This window comes from Cedecea selenatireducens (assembly GCF_042138895.1).
Lineage (GTDB): Bacteria > Pseudomonadota > Gammaproteobacteria > Enterobacterales > Enterobacteriaceae > Cedecea > Cedecea selenatireducens.
Genome location: NZ_JBHIKW010000007.1, coordinates 1 through 16,286 on the forward strand (window position 1 = coordinate 1; position 16,286 = coordinate 16,286).

Sequence of the window (16,286 nt, forward strand, 5' to 3'; positions counted from 1 at the left end):
CTCCGGGGCTTTTATTATTGATGCGTTGTTTATTGTGGCGTGGGTAGTGTTGAAGGATGCCTTCCAGACCAATGTGCCGTGTTATCGGCCAGGCTCGCTGCCACATCAAAAAAATCTTGTCTCAGCGGATTGATAAACCAGTCTTTTCTTCTCTGCCTGGCTTAACCAATGGATAAATTTCACGCCCGCGTATTGCAAATTAAATCACCAGTTCTATAATTGAGTGAGTGGTCAGTCATTTAATGATGGCCACAACACTCACAACAGACAGCCGCCAGGCCACGCGCCGCGCTTATCAACCGAGGATACAAAGATGACGTCTAAAACTGAAAAGTGGTTTATTACCGGAGCTTCCGGTGGCCTGGGCCTGGCGCTGACCCGTCGCGTGCTGGAGGCGGGCAATACCGTCGTGGCCGCGGTACGTAATCCTGCCGCTTTGGCCGAGCTGCAGCAGCAGTTTGCCGGGCAGCTCACCGTTGAAAAACTGGACGTGACCGACTATGCCAGCCTGCCTGCCATCGCTCAAAAGCACGGCGATAGCGACGTCATCGTCAATAACGCCGGCGGGGCGATTATCGGGGCGATGGAAGAGTTCACCGGGCAGGAAATCGAGCATCAGTTTGCCCTGAATCTGCTTTCCCCGGTGCACATCACCCGCGCATTCCTGCCTGCGTTACGTGCTAAAAAACAAGGTCGTCTGATCTATATCACCAGCATGGGCGGCCGTGTTGCCTTCCCCGGTGGGGCCTTCTACCATGCGGCAAAATATGGCCTGGAAGGGTTTGCCGAAAGCACGGCGCAGGAAGTGGCGGAGTTCAATATCAAGGTGCAAATCATTGAGCCCGGTTCGATCAAAACTAACTTCCAGGCGAACGTGCGCTGGACCGAAGAGTCCGACGCCTACAAAAATGGCACCGTGGGCCAGCTGCGCCGCTGGATTGCCGAGCATGGTGAAGAGAGCAACGCCGGTGACCCTCAGAAAATGGCCGATGCTATTTATACGCTGAGCCAGCAGGCCGAACCGCCGCTGAGAACCGTGCTGGGTGCCGATGCTTTCCAGATCCTCAAAGGCAGCTATGAGAAGAGCCTGCAGTCGCTGGAGGAGCAAAAAGCGGTGTCTGTCTCGGTGGTGATTGAAGGCAAAACCGGATTTATTCCTGAGTAATGTTTTCAGCCCCCGCCGGGTGTGAATGCGGGGGCAAAGCTCAAACCCTGGCGGCGAAATCTATTACACTGTGCGGAGATTTTATTAACCCCGGAGACGTTGGAATGGCAAGACCCCTAAGCCCGCAAAAACAGGCGGCACTTCTGGATGCAGCGGTAGAAATTGTTGCGCAGAGCGGTCTGTCGGCTACAACGGCCAGCATTGCAAAACGGGCGGGGGTGGCGGTTGGCACGCTGTTTACCTACTTCCCCACCAAAGAGCAGTTGCTAAACGAAGTCTATTTAATGCTGAAGCAGGATATGTCCGACCTGCTGGTGACCGGCTACCCAAAAGATGCCGACTTCCGCACGCAAATGGCGCACATCTGGCGAGGTTATACGGAATGGTCGCTGAAAAATCCTCAGGGCAAACAGGTGCTCAGGCTGCTGACGGTGTCGGATCTGCTGACGCCGGAAACGCTCGCCAGCACGCCAGAGGCGCTGAATCAGGCGGATAAAATGTTTGATGAGGCGATAAAGCAGTCGCTGTTTGTCACCGACAGTAAAACGTTTATCTACGCCATTATTCAAAATATTTCCGATGCCACCAGCGAGCAAATCGCCAGGCATCCGGCAGATAAAGAGACATTGTTGCAGCTTGGCTTTCGCATGATGTGGAACGCGATTGCGGCTTAACTCATCAAGTTTCCAGGAAAGAGCCATGAAAATTGTGATTGTAGGTTCCGGCGGTATGGTCGGGCAGGGCGTGCTGCTGGCAAGCCTGGCGGCAAAAGACGTCAGCGACATTATCCTGCTCGTCAGGAAGCAGCCTGAAGGTGAGCATGACTCCCGCATCCACTATGTGGTGAACGGCGATCTGATGGATTTCGATGCTGCCGACCCTCTGTTCAGCGACGTTGATGCGTGTTTCTTCTGCGCTGGGATCAGCTCCTCTGGCGTCAGTGAAGCGGTGTACAGACGTATGACCTACGACATGACGCTGCAGGTTGCAGAGCAGCTGAAATCCCAAAGCCCGCAGATGAAGTTTGTTTATGTCTCCGGCGCGGGTGCAGACAGCAGCGGAAAGAGTTCGCAGATGTGGGCTCGCGTGCGGGGAGAAGTGGAAAACAAATTGCTGGCGCTGTTCCCGGGCAACGCTGCCATTTTCCGTCCGGCGTTTATTCTGCCGACGCCGGAAGTGCAGTCCCGTACTCCTGCATACCGGGCTTTATATACCGTCATTGCCCCAGTGATGCGCCTTATCAGCGCCACCACCGGGAAGCGCTTTTTGTCGATTATCGACATCGGCAACGCGATGCTGAACATCACGCGTTTTGGCGTGAATAAAACCATCATGGCGAAGCCGGACATAGTGGCCTGCGCCGACCGCCGCAGCTAAGCCGGACTTTCGGCCGCTTTTCTGCGGCGGGTACTGAGTAACACTAGCGGGACGGCGATGATGTACACCACAATCACCGACAGCCAGATAGCGCCCGGCCACGCTTTCTGCACCACAAAGTAGAAGCTTGAAAACCCCAGCGGAGCAATGATAGACGCCAGGCTGACCGCCGAAGCCAGAATGCCCTGCAGTTGCCCCTGGCTGGCTTCATCCACCTTGCGGGTGGCTAACGCCTGCAGGGCAGGAGCCCCAACGCCGCCCAGCGCGAACAGCGGCATAATCACAAATACCTGCCAGCCCTGCTGCACAAAGGCCAGCATCGCCAGCGCAATACACGAGCTAAAGATGCCAAACAGCACCGCGCCACGCTCGCCCAGCCAGCGGGTAATCGGGCCGGGAAGCAACGCCTGCGTGAGCGTCTGGCAAATACCGTAAGCGCCCAGAGAAAGCCCAATCCACAGGCCGTTCCAGCCGAAGGTATCAGACCCCCAGAGCGCCCAGCAGGTGCCGTACACTTCGCCCGTCGCGCTGAGAATAAAAAAGACCATCGCAATTGGGATAAGCCCTTTCAGGGTGAAAATCCGGCGTAGGGGCTGCAAGGGGTTAAGCACCGCAAAACTAAATCGTTGACGTTCCGGCGTGCGGGATTCTGGCAGCATAAACAGCGCCATCAGCAGGTTACAGGTGTTCAGTACCGCCGCGGCGATAAACGGCAGCCGTACCCAGTAATCGCCGAGCAGGCCGCCCAGCACCGGGCCGATGATAAATCCGGCGCCAAACATGGCGTTAAACAGCCCGAAGCGGCGGGCGCGTTTATCCGCCGGCGTGACGTCGGTGATGTAAGCCATCGCCACCGAGACGTTGGCGCTGGTGAGTCCGGCAATGGCCCGGCCCAACAGCAACATCCACAGATGAGGCGCAAAGGCCATAATCAGGTAGTTCACGGCGGCCCCTGCAAGGGACACCAGCAACACCGGTCGACGACCATAGTTGTCGCTCAACGCGCCCAGCAGCGGGGCAAAGATAAACTGCATCAGGGCATACAGCGCGGTCATGATGCCTATCCAGTGGGCAATATCCGACGTATGCGTTACCTCTTCCAGCAGGCGCGGCAGAATGGGAAACACCAGGCCGATGCCGACGGCATCGAGGCAAATGGCGGAGAAAATAACAACCAGCGCTTTGTTCATGTTTACCTGTACTAAGTACCAATATATACTCGGTACATAATCATCCATTCATCAGGATTCTGTCAATGTCTCTCGATCGCCGTACGCTTAACCGTCTCGCCACCCGCCAAAAAATTTCTAACGTCGCAACCCGGCTGTTTCTGGAAAAGGGCTTTGAGCAGGTGACGATTGATGAGATTGCCGCGGCGGCAAAAGTGGGGCGGATGACGGTGTTTAACCACTTCCCGCGTAAAGAAGACATGTTCTTTGATCGTGAAGAAGAGGGGCTGGAGATGCTGCGTACTGCTCTGAATGAGGGCGATAAAAACGCTGGCCCGCTGGAAGCGCTGCGTCGTTTTGCCCATCAGCTTGTCGTGCAGAATAGCCCGGTGGTGGCCTTCTCCGTCGCGGGGCAGGGGTTTGTCTCGACGATTGAAAACAGCGCGGCGCTTAAGGCCCGGGCCAGAGAGATACGAGACGAGTTTACCCAGGTGCTTGCCGAAGAGCTGGCCGCTGGCGCTGGCCTTGAAAAGCATGACGCACAAACCCAGCTGGCGGCAGCGCTGGTGCTGGCGACCTGGAGTGCGGCGCTGATTCAGGCGCACCGAACCTTTGGCCAAACGCTGGACAACGCAGCCGCTGAAGCCGTGTTTCTTGAGATGATCGACAGAGGAATCGCTGGCGTTATCGCGGCGATGAGCGGCACGGTTTACGGCAAAAAATAACGCCATCAGGGCGTTGCCGGGCTGAGGGAATTTCAGTAGATTTATCGTTTTCGGAGTTAGAAAAATGTCCGTCACCGATGCTCTTATCGCCTTTACGCTTGCCGCCACGCTGCTCACGCTGACTCCCGGCCTTGATACCGCACTTATCCTGCGAACCGCTGCCGCCGAAGGTGGCAAAAAAGCCCTTCATGCCGCGCTCGGTATCGACGTGGGCTGTTTTGTCTGGGGGGCTTTGGTTGCCTTTGGGCTTGGCGCTTTGTTAGCGGTGTCTGAACTTGCCTACAGCTTGCTGAAGTGGTGCGGTGCGGCGTATTTATGCTGGCTGGGTATTCAGCTGCTTTTGCGTCCTCGCCAGAGCTTTAGCCTTGCTGCCGGGGAGCCAACGCGTGCCAATAACTGGTTTCTTCGCGGGATGCTGGGCAACGTGCTTAACCCGAAAATGGGCGTCTTTTACGTCTCCTTCCTGCCGCAGTTTATTCCCTCCGGTCACTCCCCTATCCTCTGGACTTTTCTGCTGGTTTCCATTCACGTCGTGCTCGGCACGCTATGGTCACTGACCCTGATTCTTGCCACGCGCTATGCCTCGGGCGTGCTCAAAAAACCAGGGGTCGTGATGTGGATGGATCGCGTCACCGGCTGCGTGTTTCTGCTGTTTGCCGCGAAGCTGGCAATTAGCCGACGCTAAGCCTATTTCGCCGTCAGCATGCCCGGCGTTTGCCCGGTCATGCTGCGGTAAAAGTAGATAAAGGCGCTGTCGCTTGAAAAGCCAAGCTCTCCGGCCACGGCGGTAATTGGCGCGTGGCTTGCCAGCATTTCCACGGCTTTCATTAAGCGCCACTGCTGCCGCCATTGCTGCCAGGAGAGGCCAGTTTCCCGGCGGAAAATACGGCCAATGGTGCGCTCGCTCGCACCGGTCACGGCGGCCAGTTCGTTGAGTCGTGGCGGTAGCGTGTCACCCGCCAGGTGTCGCAGGCGTTTATCCTGCGGGAAGCGTAGCGTCATCGGCTCTTCCCTTGCTGCCTGTAGCTCTGTTACGCACAAGGCGGCCATGTGCATCGGCGCGCCTTGTTCCCAATTTGTTGCCCACGGGCTGGCCGAGATCCTTTCCAGCAGTTCATTGAGCAACGGCGTGACGTTGAGCACCAGCGCGTTGGCTGGCAGCGTGGGGTAACGCTCCGTGTTAAACCAGATTGAGCGGTAGGCCACGCTACTTTTCATTTCGGCGCGGTGGCTCACGCCTCCCGGCAGCCAGGCGACTTTTCCCGGCGGCAGTAAAGAGAGCATCCGGCCTTCATCCAGCGTGAGCTTTACGCAGCCTTCCCGGGTAAACAGCAGTTGCCCCATACGGTGCCGATGCAGCCCGGAATCATGATCCCCAAGTTCAGCCTGCACGCCAATCACGCTGTTATCCAGCGTATCAGGGTTAAATTCCGCGTCCGCGCTTAGCCAGCTCATAATGTCCGATTTCCGCTATTAAATGTCCTGATGTTTATAATGGTGCATTCGCCGTTTTCCTACAATAGCGCCTCTTTTAATGGAGGACGCAGGGTGAACATACACCGTGGAATAGCGCTATTAACCGCGCTGCTGATGTTTCCGCAGATTGTGGAAACCCTTTATAGCCCGGCGCTGACCGATATCGCCCGGCATTTTTCTGTTACCGCCCAGGATGCGGGCTGGACGCTCTCGCTGTACTTTTTTGGCTTTGCCGCAGGCGTGCTGTTTTGGGGGCGAATGTGTGACCTTTTAGGCCGCAAACCGGCGCTGCTGCTTGGGCTGCTGTGCTATGCGGCAGGCGCGGCGGCGGCCCTGATGACTTCGCATTTTATGCTGCTGTTGGCGGCTCGGATGCTGGCGGCCTTTGGCGCGGCCACCGGCTCCGTGGTGACCCAGACGGTTTTACGCGACCGTTTTAGCGGCGGCGAGCTGGCGCGGATATTTTCTTTTATGGGCATTGCGCTGGCCGTGAGCCCGGCCCTGGGCCTCTGGCTGGGCGGCATTATTGTCTCCGCCGCAGGCTACGAGGGGGTATTTTACCTGCTGTTCGGGTTGGCCGTTATTCTGCTGACCTGGAGTGCGCGACAGCTTGAGGAAACGAGGCCGTCGCAGCACGCCCGACATGCTTTTGGCGCGGTTGTGCAACGTATGCTGAAAGACCCGGAAATCTGGCGGGCAACCGGGCTGGTGGCGTTGTTCAATATCAGCCTTTTCAGCTACTACAGCCTGGCGCCGTTTCTGTTCCAGTCCTTAGGCTTTGGGCCCGCCGCTTTTGGGCTGACGGGCGGCGTGCTGGCGCTGGGTTCTCTGGTGGGGGCACAGCTTAATCATATTCTGATGAAACGGAGTCTGAATGCCAAAGCGTTGCTGAATTTAGCCAGTGGCATAGGTCTGGCGGGAAGTGTTGGCGTCTGGGGATTGATGCACAGCATCTGGTTTTTGGCACCGATGTTTCTGGTTATGGTCGCGTTCTCGATGGCTATTCCGGTGGTGCTTAGCACCGCGCTTGGCGCTTATACCTATTGCCGGGGGACGGCCGGGGCGCTGTTCGGCTTCGCCTATTACCTGTTGATTGGCAGCGGGCTGATGGTATCCGGCTGGGGCCAGCAGCTTGGGATTACGCTGGTGGTTTGCGCCGTGGGGATTGTGCTTGTGGGGTGGAGGTATAGGGGGAGTTAACGCTGCCCGATTGCCTCTTAGTCGGAGATAGTCACGATTATGTAAAACCAGCTTAGATTCCGTTCACCCATCTATCTATTTCCCATGCACATTCAGAGCACGGTGAATGTGTCAGGTGGTATTACGCCATCCCCCGAACAGCCCCGGCGCCCGGCGAGCTCATCGCCGCTGAAGCGGTAAACCGACCCTCACCCCGGCCCTCTCCCAGAGGGAGAGGGGGAAAACAGCCAACGTGGAACATTTTTTATTCCCTCTCCCTGGAAGGGAGAGGGGGAAAACAGCCAACGTGGAACATTTTTTATTCCCTCTCCCTTCCAGGGAGAGGGTTAGGGTGTGGGTAGGAAGCGACGTTGTGGTTTAAATCGGCGCCGAAGAGAAAGCGAGGCCCGGTCCGGTGGCTGCATATAAGACAGACCTGGTAGTGAACGGAACCTTAGCCGATCCAACACAGACCATAACCGATTCAACACAATCCGTATTCGCTGCTACAGCAACCCACCCAGATTCACGTACTTAGTCTCCAGGTACTCTTCCAGCCCGCAGTCGGAGCCTTCGCGGCCGAGGCCGGACTCCTTCACGCCGCCGAAAGGTGCCACTTCCGTGGAGATAATCCCTTCGTTTACGCCGACCATACCGCTTTCTAACTGCCGCGTGACGCGGAAGGCGCGAGCCAGATCGCGGGTGTAGAGATAGGCCGCAAGGCCGAACGGCGTGGCGTTGGCGCGTTCGATAGCCTCCAGTTCATCGCTAAAGCGGAAGCAGGCCGCCAGCGGGCCGAAAGTTTCCTCGCGCGCCAGCAGCATGGCTTCGGTGGCATCCGCCAGCACGGTTGGCTGGAAGAACGATGCGCCGAGAGCGTGACGTTCGCCGCCGCACAGCAGGCGTGCTCCGTGCTGCAAAGCGTCCTTCACGTGGGCTTCCACTTTTTCAACCGCTTTCTGGTGAATCAGCGGCCCCTGCTGGGCTCCCGGCGTCATGCCCGGCGCAACTTTCAGCGCTTGCGCGGCGGCGGCGAGTTTCTCAACAAACTGCTCATACACGCCGTCCTGGACGTAGAAGCGGTTGACGCACACGCAGGTTTGCCCGCTGTTGCGGAACTTAGCGGCCATGGCGCCTTCCACGGCGGCATCAATGTCCGCATCGTCAAAGACGATAAAAGGTGCGTTGCCGCCCAGCTCCAGCGACAGTTTTTTCACGGTATCCGCCGCCTGGCGCATCAGCAATTTGCCGGTTGGCGTGGAGCCGGTGAAAGAGATTTTACGCACCGTCGGGCTTGCCATCAGCGTGCTGCCGATAGCCACCGTGTCGCCAGTCACGGCATTGATTACGCCCGCCGGGACACCAGCCTGTTCTGCCAGCACGATAAGCGCGAAGGCGGAGAGCGGCGTTTCGTTTGCTGGCTTAATTACGGCGGTACAGCCAGCCGCCAACGCAGGGCCGAGCTTGCGGGTCAGCATCGCCAGCGGGAAGTTCCACGGGGTGATGGCCGCCACGACGCCAACCGGCTCTTTGAAGGTGAGGATTTGGTTTCCGGCCTTCGGCGACGGGATGGTTTTGCCGTTGGCACGTTTGGCTTCTTCGGCAAACCATTCGATAAAGCTTGCGGCATAGGCCACTTCGCCTTTGGCTTCCGCCAGCACTTTGCCCTGTTCGGTCACCATCAGTTCCGCCAGTTCGGCCTGATGCTCCATGATCAGCGCGAACCAGCGCTGGAGGATCTGCGAGCGGGCTTTGGCCGTTAGCGCTCGCCACGCGGGCAGGGCGGCATGGGCTGCGGCAATCGCCGACTCGGTCTCTTTTGCTCCGGCGTTTGCCACCTGGGCAACAACTTCATCGGTTGCCGGGTTTAAAACAGCGTAGCGCTCGGCGGCATCCCGCCATTCACCGTTGCAGTACCAGCCGGTTCGAACCAGGGCGTCAAAGTTGCTCATGCGATATTCCTTGTCGTTACGTTGTCGATAAACAAGCCGCGTGCGGTACGGCCTTCTCGCGCGATGCGTTTGCCTGCGGTGTAGTCATTGATGACGTCGCACGGCGTGTAGTTGCGCTCCAGCTCGTAGCGCTCGTCTTCAGCGAGCGGGGTGCCGAGTGCGGCAATCGCGCTGTCAATTTGCTGCACGGAATCCGCGCCAACCAGCATGCAGTCCACACCGGGATGGTTCAGAACCCAGGCCTGCGCGATTTGCGCCGGAGGCAGGCCGCGCAGCTGGGCCACGTGGCTCACGGACTGGGCGACATTGCGGGAGGTGGCATCCGCATACATTTCCTGGGTGAAGAAGTCGGTCTGGTTGCGCACGGAGGTAAAGTCGCAGCTCAGCAGGCCGCGGGCGAGCGGGCTGAACACCGAAACGCCGAGCCCCTGGTCGCGGCAGAAGGGGATCATTTCCCGCTCTTCTTCGCGGTAGGCGCAGTTCAGCTGTAGCTGCATGTTGATTGGTTTTGCGTAGCCGTTGCGCTCGCAGCACCAGAGGATTTTCGCCAGTTGCCAGGTGTACATGGTGGAGACGCCGACGTAGCGCGCTTTGCCGCTGCGCACGATGTCGTTCATTGCCGCCCAGGTCTCTTCAATAGGCGTGTTCACGTCGAAGTAGTGCAGCATGTAAATATCGACGTAGTCGGTGCCGAGGCGCTTCAGGCTGCCGTCAATGCTCTCCATAATGTGCTTGCGTGAATGCCCCTGGTTATTAAAGCCGGTGCCGATCGGGTAGCCCACTTTGGTGGTGAGGACCAGGTCGTCGCGGCGGGCAATACGTTTTAACACGTTGCCGACCACTTCTTCCCCGGCACCGCTGGAGTAGAAGTCGGCGAGGTCGATAAAGTTGATGCCGGACTCCAGCGCGTGGCGGATCAGCGGCTCGCTTTGTGATTCGTCAAAAATCCACGGCTTCCACTGTTTGCTGCCCATGTTCATGGTGCCGAGGCACAGGCGAGAGACTTTCAGGCCGCTGTGGCCCAGGTTGACGTATTCCATTTCGCCTCCTCAGGCTTTTGGGGTGTAGAAAGGGTTGCCGAGCTGCGGCAGGGCGTCAGCAATCTGGCTGCGCTGCGGCAATTTGCCCATCGCTGCGCGAATGGCCTGGCGGCAGGCGTTGTAGTTATTGTGGTAAACCTCGTCGATGTCGTTACAGCCTGGGTTCACCCAGTTGGCGGTGACGATGCACCATTCGTCTTCTGCTTCCGCTGGCAGCGTGCCGTCCAGCAGCGCTTCGGTTACCGCTTTGGCGATGGCGGCCTGGGACGCGCCCCAGGTGGCATTGCCGTGCAGCTCGCCGCTGATTTCCGCTTTGTTGACGTACAGCGTCATCGGCTTGGCCGGGACGTTAGGCTTAATCACCACCATAAACGGGCAGTGGCCCTGGCTTGGTGAGGCGAGGCTGCTGGAAAACGCCTGGCCGACGACGCCGCTGCGCGGGCCAATCATGATGTTGATGTGCGAGGCGTTAACGCCGTTACCTTCAAACCCTTCTCCGATATACATTTCCACGAGACTTCTCCTGTTAAGCGTGAGCGTTATTTAGCCGGTTCAGCGGCGGCATTGCCGTGGCGCTGGGCCGGGTCGTGAGCGGCATCGACAAGGGTTAGCCCTTTGGTTTCAGGCGCCCAGGCGAGAGAGACAACGGCACCGATGACGAGCACCAGTGCCAGCATGCCGGTGGTGGCCTGCATGCCGTAATTCAGAATGGCCAGCGGCAGCAAGCCGGTGCCGATGGCAGAGCCCAGGCGGCTCATAGAGGTGGCAAAACCCACGCCCATCGAACGCACTTCCGTTGGGAAGCTTTCGGCCGGGAAGACGCCCACCAGATTGCTGACCGCCGACATCACCAGCGTGAAGGCGGCAAAAAACAGAATTAACCAGCCGGACTGGCTCACCGGGATGACGCTGAGCATCACCAGGCAGGCGGCGAGGAACACGAAGGAACCGATCAGGAAACCACGGCGTGAGCACACTACGGTCAGCAGGATCCCGGTCAGCGCGCCGACGATCAGCAGGCCGTTCAGCAGCAGGTCGGTGGTGAAGTTATTGTTCAGCCCCATCACCTGCAAAATCGACGGCAGGAAGGTGTAGATGGCGAAGTAAGGGATAACCAGGCAGACGAAAAACAGGCTGTTAAAGGCGGTGCGGCGACGGTATTTCGGGCCGAACAGCGACATAAAACGTTGCTTTGAGGCGACCGGGGCTTCATCTACCAGCAGCACGTTAGGGCCGAAGTATTTATGGACGATAGCCATCGCCTGTTCTCGTCGTCCTTTACCCATCAGCCAGCGTGGAGATTCCGGCGTGCCGATGCGCATCAGCAGAATAAGCAGGGCAGGCAGCGCCGAAGAGGAAAGCAGCCAGCGCCAGGCATCCGGGCCAAGCGCCGTTAAGAAATGCCCGGCGAAGCCTGCGGCCACGTAGCCGAAGGTCCAGATCACGCTGAATGAGCCGAGCAGCACGCCGCGATGTTTACGCGGGGAGAACTCCGCCAGCATGGTGTGGCCGACGGAGAAATCGCCGCCGAGGCCGATACCGACCATTACCCGCAAGAAGAACAACTGTTCTGGCGTGGTCGCGAAGAACTGCAGCGCCGAGGCGAGCGTGATAACGACGAAGCTGAAGCAGAAGATCTTCTGGCGACCAACGTAATCGGAGATCCAGCCGAGCACCAGGCTGCCGAGAAACAGGCCGATCAGCGCCGAACTGCCGAGCATCCCTTCCCAAAAGGGGGTCAGCCCCATTTGCGGCTTGATCTGGGCCAGCGCGAAGCCGATCACGCCCAGCACGTAGCCGTCGGTGAAGTGCGCGCCGAAGGTGAGGCCGGCGATTTTGATATGGAAACGGTTTAACGGCACGTCATCCATACGGGTGTACTGTTGTGTCAGGTGGGACATAACGCATCCTCCTGTGAGGGGATTTTTGTAGGGTATTTGTATTTTTTATGTTTCAAGTGCGTTAACAATGTGGCAGCAAAGTGCGCCGACAGGCGAGTGCGTTTTAGTCATACCCCCAGGCGAAAAACGCATGTGATCGCCCTCCTGTTTTACAGAAATAGGGGCGGCGGGGGATGGTGTTTCAGGGCAGGTTAATAACATATTATTAACATGACTGGCGCTTGCCCGTGGATAACGACAATAATGAGAAAACTCCCGTCACTCAGTATGTTAAGAGTCTTTGAAGAGACCTGCCGGACGCTTAGCTTTAGCAAGGCGGCCCAGGCGCTGTGCATCACCCAGAGCGCCGCCAGTCGGCAAATCAAACTGCTGGAAGAGTTTCTCGGCAAGCTGCTGTTTGTGCGTACCCACAGCGGGCTGGAGCTGACCCAGGACGCGATGCTGCTGTTGCCCGTGGTGCGCCAGTCGCTGGATATTCTGGAAGAAGGGGTATGCCACGTTCAGCTGCGTAACCCTTTACAGCACCTGCGCCTGCAGGTGGCGCCGACCTTTGCCACGCGCTGGCTGGCACCAAGGCTGGTGGCGCTTCGCCAGCGTAACGGCCAGCTACAAATTGCCCTTATCAGCGAAACCCGGCAGAAATACAGCGATTTTGACTGCGCTATCCGCTTTGGCACACGTAAGGAAAGCGAAGGGCGAGGGCAGTGGCTGTGCCATGAAAAACTGCTGCTGGTTGCCAGCCCGCTGCTGATGATTGACGGCGTTTTCCCGCCACTGGCCTCGCAGCCGCAGCTGCATATTCTTAACGGCGATATCCGGCTGGATAACTGGTCGCGCTGGCTCGCTGCGACGGGAGAAAACGACAGCCTGCTTTCCGGCGGGCTGGAGTTCAGCACCGAAGATCAGGTGATCAACGCCTGCGTGACCGGCGCGGGCTATGCGGTGCTGGATCGGATGATGATCCGCAACGAGCTGCGTGGGGGATTACTGGTGCCGCTGGCCGAGCTGGAGCTTGAAAGCGGCAACGGCTACTGGCTGGAGATCCCGCAGGGGAAGCTTGATCTGCCGCGGGTCGGCTATTTTTGTGACTGGGTTCAGGCGGAGGTCACCCGTTTCTGGGATGAGGAAGATCCGGTAGTGCCGGGTGCGCCTGTCATACCTGACGCGCTGGCCGTCGGGTAAGTAGAAGCCTCCTGATGGAGGCTTTTTTCTTGCCGGGATACGGGTTATAACCGGAGGAAACGACATAAGGGGATGGCGATGAAAACGATTGGGCTGCTGGGCGGCATGAGCTGGGAGTCGACGATTCCCTACTACCGGTTAATCAATGAAGGGATCAAGCAGCGTCTGGGTGGGCTGCATTCGGCCAAAATCGTGCTGCACAGCGTCGATTTTCACGAGATAGAGGCCTGCCAGTCCTCCGGTGAGTGGGACAAGGCCGGTGAGATGCTGGCCGAGGCGGCGCTTGGGCTGCAAAAGGCCGGCGCAGAAGGCATTGTGCTGTGCACCAACACCATGCATAAAGTGGCGGAACACATTGAGTCCCGCTGCGCGCTGCCGTTTCTGCATATCGCCGACGCAACCGGGCGAGTGATTGCGGCGCACGGGGTAAGCCAGGTCGCTCTGCTGGGCACGCGCTATACCATGGAGCAGGATTTTTATCGTGGCCGCCTGCAGGCGCAGTTCGGCATCCACTCTATTATTCCGGACGCATCCCAGCGCCAGCGTATTAATCAGATAATCTTTGATGAGCTTTGCCTCGGGGTGATTAACCCGGACTCGAAGCGCTACTATCAGCAGGTTATTCAGGAGCTGCAGGCGCTCGGCGCAGAAGGGGTTATTTTCGGCTGTACCGAAATTGGCCTGCTGCTCGGCCAGCAGGATTGCCCGCTGCCGGTGTTTGATACCGCCGCGATCCACGCCGCCGATGCAGTTCTCTTTATGTGCGGTGAGGAATAAGCATTTTTCTTTTTCTATCAATAAATTAAATATTACTTCTGCTTTACCCCCACGCCGTGCCGGGTCATGCCCGGCCGCTTATGTGTTATAAATTTGTTATGTAGCGCACATTATTCTAAAAAGCTGCTCCTCTGAAAACCTCACACTACAGGCGATTGCGCCCAGCAATGGCTTTTCATCATGTCTGCAACCGGAGTTATACAATGCCTGTTTCCTTACTGGCGCTGGCGATGAGTGCGTTTGCCATCGGCACGACGGAGTTCGTGATTATGGGGCTGCTGCCCGAAGTGGCGGGGGATCTTCAGGTCTCCATTCCCGTCGCCGGCTGGCTTATCAGCGGCTATGCGCTGGGGGTTGCCATCGGCGCACCAATCATGGCTTTGCTCACCGCTCGCTTGCCGCGCAAGCTGTCGTTAACTTTGCTGATGGTGATTTTCATCGTCGGTAACCTGCTGTGCGCCCTTGCGCTTAGCTACAACTTCCTGATGCTGGCGCGCGTTATTACGGCGCTGTGCCACGGGGCGTTCTTCGGGATTGGTGCCGTCGTGGCGGCAAGCCTCGTACCGGCCGGGCGCAAGGCGTCTGCGGTGGCGCTGATGTTCACCGGCTTAACGCTGGCGAACGTGCTTGGCGTGCCGATTGGCACCTGGTTCGGGCAGCTTTACGGCTGGCGCGCGACCTTCTGGGGCGTGGCCGTTATCGGGGTGATTGCCTTCCTCGCGCTGGTGGTCAGCCTGCCGTCGCAGAAGGATGAAGAAGCTACCGACCTGAAAAGCGAAATCAAGGCGCTGGCGCACGGCAAACTTTGGCTGTCCCTCAGCATGACGGTGTTCTTCTCCGCCGCGATGTTTGCGCTGTTCAGCTATGTGGCGCCGATGCTGCTGCAGGTTACCGGGATCACGCCGAGGGGCGTGAGCTGGACGCTGTTCCTGATTGGCGCGGGGCTGACGGTGGGTAACATCCTGGGCGGGCGGCTGGCGGACTGGCGCGTGTCGTTCAGCCTGATTCTTAGTTTTAGCCTGATTGCCGTCTTCTCGCTGCTGTTCCGCTGGACCAGCCACGGCGCATGGCTCGCGGAAATCACGCTGTTCCTGTGGGCGATGGCGGCGTTCGCCACCGTGCCTGCGCTGCAAATCAACGTGGTGCTGCACGGTAAAGAGGCGCCGAACCTGGTTTCCACGCTCAATATCGCCGCCTTTAACGTGGGCAATGCGCTGGGTGCCTGGGTTGGCGGGACGGTGATTGAACGTGGTTATGGCCTGACGGCGGTACCGGTGGCCGCCGCCGGATTGGCGGTTGTCGGGCTGATTATTTGCCTGATTAACTTCAGCAACGGCTCCGGTCACCAGCAGCCGGTAACAGAGCAATAAGCTAGCGGTTGAGCAGCGCGTTTAGCGGGTCACTGTACAGATGCATACTGCGCTGTAGGTGGTCGCTGAACGCGCTGACCAGCGCAGAAGTCGGGCGGTGTAGAGGCCGAATCAGGCTGACGGTAAAAGGCACCGCCACGCTGAATCTGCGCACCACCACGCCCCGCTCGTGGTAATCCAGCGCGGTTAACGGATTGACGACAGACACGCCAGCACCCGCCTGAACCATCGCGCAGACGGAGGCGGCGCTGTGGGTTTCAACCACCATCCTTCTCTTTACGTCATGTTCCTGAAACAGCGAGTCCAGCAGCTGGCGATAGCTGTCGGTGCGCGACAGGCTGATGTAATTCTCCCCGGCAAAATCCTGCGGCGTTAGCTCCGCTTTCCCGGCCAGCCTGTGCCCGGCGGGCAGCACGCAGACTTCGTTCAGGGTTAACAGCGTCTGGCGTTCTGTTCCGGCGGGCGTGCTGACGTTCTCCGTTAGCCCCAGGTCATGGCGCTGGGCGGAAAGCCACTCTTCCAGCAGCGGCGATTCCTGCGGCACGATGTTCAGGCTGAGATCCGGGTAGCGGGCAAGAAACGGCTGTATCAGGCGCGGTAAAAACGATTGTGAAAAGACCGGCAGGCAGGCAATAGACAGCTCGCCCTGGCGGAATTCACGCAGGCTTTCCGCTGCATTAATAATGCGGTCCAGCCCGTACCAGGATCGCTGAACCTCTTCAAACAGCCGTAGCCCCTGCACCGTGGGGTAAAGCCTGCCACGGCTGCGCTCGAATAGCTGCAGGCCGATGAGCTTTTCAAAGCGCGCCAGCTCCCGGCTGACCGTGGGCTGGGAGGTGCGCAGCAGCCCGGCGGCCTCTGTGAGGTTGCCGGCGGTCATCACGGCGTGAAATATTTCGATGTGGCGCAGGTTGATGGCTGGCATGTTTTTTTGTCCGCTGGCGTTGTTTTACCCTCACCCCGGCCCTCTCCC

16 protein-coding genes are annotated in these 16,286 nt (G+C 58.5%); 9 read left to right on the forward strand and 7 right to left on the reverse strand.

Annotated elements, in window-relative coordinates; all coding sequences use genetic code 11:
* The first annotated feature begins 313 nt into the window (after window positions 1-313).
* The 3 genes from ACE38U_RS12825 to ACE38U_RS12835 all read left to right on the forward strand — a co-directional run bounded on the left by ACE38U_RS12825 (window position 314) and on the right by ACE38U_RS12835 (window position 2,542).
* Window positions 314-1,165, forward strand: a complete 852-nt coding sequence (locus tag ACE38U_RS12825) for an SDR family NAD(P)-dependent oxidoreductase (RefSeq protein ID WP_375529867.1) — start codon at window positions 314-316, stop codon at window positions 1,163-1,165.
* A gap of 104 nt (window positions 1,166-1,269) precedes the next feature.
* Complete coding sequence (locus ACE38U_RS12830; RefSeq protein WP_176981142.1) at window positions 1,270-1,839, forward strand: TetR/AcrR family transcriptional regulator; 570 nt, start codon at window positions 1,270-1,272, stop codon at window positions 1,837-1,839.
* Between the two features lie 25 nt (window positions 1,840-1,864).
* Window positions 1,865-2,542 carry a Rossmann-fold NAD(P)-binding domain-containing protein gene (locus tag ACE38U_RS12835; RefSeq protein WP_176981143.1) on the forward strand — a complete coding sequence of 226 codons (678 nt, stop codon included), beginning with the start codon at window positions 1,865-1,867 and terminating at the stop codon, window positions 2,540-2,542.
* Here ACE38U_RS12835 and ACE38U_RS12840 read toward each other — a convergent pair.
* Entirely contained in the window at window positions 2,539-3,732 is a 1,194-nt protein-coding gene (locus ACE38U_RS12840) for a TCR/Tet family MFS transporter (RefSeq protein ID WP_375529868.1), read from the reverse strand. The genes ACE38U_RS12835 and ACE38U_RS12840 overlap by 4 nt on opposite strands.
* Window positions 3,733-3,797: 65 nt before the next feature.
* Between ACE38U_RS12840 and ACE38U_RS12845 the strand changes: the two genes are divergently transcribed.
* Both ACE38U_RS12845 and ACE38U_RS12850 read left to right on the forward strand, forming a co-directional pair.
* On the forward strand, window positions 3,798-4,436 hold the full coding sequence (locus ACE38U_RS12845; RefSeq protein WP_375529869.1) for a TetR/AcrR family transcriptional regulator: 639 nt from the start codon (window positions 3,798-3,800) through the stop codon (window positions 4,434-4,436).
* A 64-nt stretch (window positions 4,437-4,500) separates the two neighbouring features.
* Complete coding sequence (locus ACE38U_RS12850; RefSeq protein ID WP_038479230.1) at window positions 4,501-5,121, forward strand: LysE family translocator; 621 nt, start codon at window positions 4,501-4,503, stop codon at window positions 5,119-5,121.
* Window positions 5,122-5,123: 2 nt separating this feature from the next.
* Here the strand turns inward: ACE38U_RS12850 and ACE38U_RS12855 are convergent, their stop codons facing one another.
* Window positions 5,124-5,891: an AraC family transcriptional regulator gene (locus ACE38U_RS12855; RefSeq protein ID WP_375529870.1), complete on the reverse strand. Its 768-nt coding sequence runs from the start codon at window positions 5,889-5,891 to the stop codon at window positions 5,124-5,126.
* 135 nt (window positions 5,892-6,026) lie between these two features.
* On the opposite strand from ACE38U_RS12855, the gene ACE38U_RS12860 reads away from it, so the two are divergent.
* On the forward strand, window positions 6,027-7,112 hold the full coding sequence (locus ACE38U_RS12860) for an MFS transporter (RefSeq protein WP_375529952.1): 1,086 nt from the start codon (window positions 6,027-6,029) through the stop codon (window positions 7,110-7,112).
* Between the two features lie 485 nt (window positions 7,113-7,597).
* On the opposite strand, the gene ACE38U_RS12865 is transcribed toward ACE38U_RS12860, so the two are convergent.
* The 4 genes from ACE38U_RS12865 to ACE38U_RS12880 are packed head-to-tail and all read right to left on the reverse strand — an operon-like array spanning window position 7,598 to window position 11,984.
* Entirely contained in the window at window positions 7,598-9,043 is a 1,446-nt protein-coding gene (locus ACE38U_RS12865) for an NAD-dependent succinate-semialdehyde dehydrogenase (protein WP_375529871.1), read from the reverse strand.
* Entirely contained in the window at window positions 9,040-10,083 is a 1,044-nt protein-coding gene (locus ACE38U_RS12870) for an aldo/keto reductase (protein ID WP_375529872.1), read from the reverse strand. The genes ACE38U_RS12865 and ACE38U_RS12870 overlap by 4 nt, the downstream gene beginning before the upstream one ends.
* Before the next feature lie 9 nt (window positions 10,084-10,092).
* A complete protein-coding gene (fae, locus tag ACE38U_RS12875) occupies window positions 10,093-10,596 on the reverse strand; it encodes a formaldehyde-activating enzyme (RefSeq protein ID WP_176981149.1) in 504 nt (167 codons plus the stop codon).
* Window positions 10,597-10,622: 26 nt separating this feature from the next.
* Entirely contained in the window at window positions 10,623-11,984 is a 1,362-nt protein-coding gene (locus tag ACE38U_RS12880; protein WP_375529873.1) for an MFS transporter, read from the reverse strand.
* Between the two features lie 243 nt (window positions 11,985-12,227).
* Between ACE38U_RS12880 and ACE38U_RS12885 the strand changes: the two genes are divergently transcribed.
* The 3 genes from ACE38U_RS12885 (at window position 12,228) to ACE38U_RS12895 (ending at window position 15,313) form a co-directional block, all read left to right on the forward strand.
* The gene (locus ACE38U_RS12885) at window positions 12,228-13,166 is read left to right on the forward strand and encodes a LysR substrate-binding domain-containing protein (protein WP_375529874.1); all 939 of its coding nucleotides are present in this window, start codon (window positions 12,228-12,230) and stop codon (window positions 13,164-13,166) included.
* A gap of 78 nt (window positions 13,167-13,244) precedes the next feature.
* Window positions 13,245-13,943 (forward strand): aspartate/glutamate racemase, encoded by a 699-nt coding sequence (locus tag ACE38U_RS12890; RefSeq protein ID WP_038479248.1) that lies wholly within the window; start codon window positions 13,245-13,247, stop codon window positions 13,941-13,943.
* 203 nt (window positions 13,944-14,146) lie between these two features.
* Window positions 14,147-15,313, forward strand: a complete 1,167-nt coding sequence (locus tag ACE38U_RS12895; RefSeq protein ID WP_038479251.1) for an MFS transporter — start codon at window positions 14,147-14,149, stop codon at window positions 15,311-15,313.
* Window position 15,314: 1 nt separating this feature from the next.
* On the opposite strand, the gene ACE38U_RS12900 is transcribed toward ACE38U_RS12895, so the two are convergent.
* The gene (locus tag ACE38U_RS12900) at window positions 15,315-16,238 is read right to left on the reverse strand and encodes a LysR family transcriptional regulator (RefSeq protein ID WP_038479254.1); all 924 of its coding nucleotides are present in this window, start codon (window positions 16,236-16,238) and stop codon (window positions 15,315-15,317) included.
* Window positions 16,239-16,286: the final 48 nt, after the last annotated feature.